Annotated in this window: 2 protein-coding genes; one reads left to right on the top strand and one right to left on the bottom strand. The window is 40.4% G+C overall.

What is annotated here, in order from left to right; all coding sequences use genetic code 11:
- On the top strand, positions 1-541 hold a 541-nt coding region (locus F6K23_RS40655; RefSeq protein WP_293166903.1), incomplete at its 5' end, for a phycocyanobilin:ferredoxin oxidoreductase.
- 160 nt (positions 542-701) lie between these two features.
- Here F6K23_RS40655 and F6K23_RS40660 read toward each other — a convergent pair.
- Positions 702-1338, bottom strand: a 637-nt coding sequence (locus tag F6K23_RS40660) for a hypothetical protein (protein ID WP_293166905.1), incomplete at its 5' end; no start/stop codon positions are given.

Below are 1338 nucleotides of genomic sequence, written 5' to 3' on the forward strand. Positions count from 1 at the left end.
TAAAATCCACTTAGAACTGGCAAAAATAGGCAAAAATCTCGATATTCTACACTGTGTAATGTTTCCCCGCCCAGAATACGCTCTACCGATCTTGGGCTGTGATTTAGTAGGGGGAAGGGAACAAATGTCTGCTGCGATCGTTGACCTTTCTCCTGTGAATCGATCGCGCCTCTTACCAGACTATTATCAGCAAACCCTATCAAAACTACCAAAACTTCAATTTTCTCAGCCTCGCTCCCTTCCGGCTTGGGCAGACATTTTTTCAGAATTTTGCCTATTTATTAGACCAGTTAGTCCAGAAGAAGAAGCTCAGTTTCTCTCTCAAGTGGAGGCGTTCTTAGCAATTCACTGCACCTATGCTGCTGATGCCTCACCAGTACCGATAGAACAACAAGCAGAAATCATTAGTGGTCAAAGTTACTATTGCCTCAAGCAGCAAAAGAATGACAAAACCCGTCGGGTACTAGAAAAAGCCTTTGGTTCTGAATGGGCCCAATCTTACATGACATCGGTCTTATTTGACTTGCCAAGACCTCAATGAAGTCACAGATTTAGTCTTATTTCTAGTAGTTGATTCCGATAGCAGTTCTTAATTGAATGAGTTACAAAACCCTAGATGTTAGGTAACAAGTAATAGGGAATAGGGAAGAAAATTAAATGTATCTCACTTAAAAGGGAATTGCTATATTGTATTGATATAGTTAGACTTTCCTGCGCCTACTTCTAAAGGTAACATTAACACCCTCACTCGATTGCTGTAGTACCAGTAAGGGTGTAGGCTTGGCTTTTTGATCCCAACTGATGGAAACAATGCGCCCTTGAATTGTCGGTTGCCAACTCTCATCATCTGGATTGAGAAAATGCTCAATACAGTCAATAATCTGACTAATAGTTGCCGAGGTCGCCTGAGTAGGTAGCTTGGTTAATTTGACTTGAATGCGGAAAAGCACTCCCATTTTACGTTTACCTCCCCTTTCCGTTTCGTACATGACATCAAAAATTTGATTAACTCGACGCCCTGAGGTAGTAGCAATACCAATCGAACTAGTAGTTGCCTGAGTAGGTCGAAGAGCAATACTAATTAACTGTTTGACCCTGATTTTAATTTGGTTAACCACTGCAAAATGAAACACCTCTTCTGCCATTCGCATTCTGAGGTAATCTAAATTGAATTCTCGTGAGTGGATTAAATCCGGATTTCCTTCCATTTTCCGGATAGTTTGGAGAGCTAACTTTAACTTTTTCTGAATTTCTCTGGATCTGAACTGCTCAAATTTGAATTTTTTAGCCATCGAGTTGAGTTTTAGCTTGTAATGTAGGCTCAAACCAATAAGTAGT

Source organism: Okeania sp. SIO2C9 (assembly GCF_010672455.1).
In the GTDB taxonomy this organism is placed as follows: Bacteria; Cyanobacteriota; Cyanobacteriia; order Cyanobacteriales; family Microcoleaceae; genus Okeania.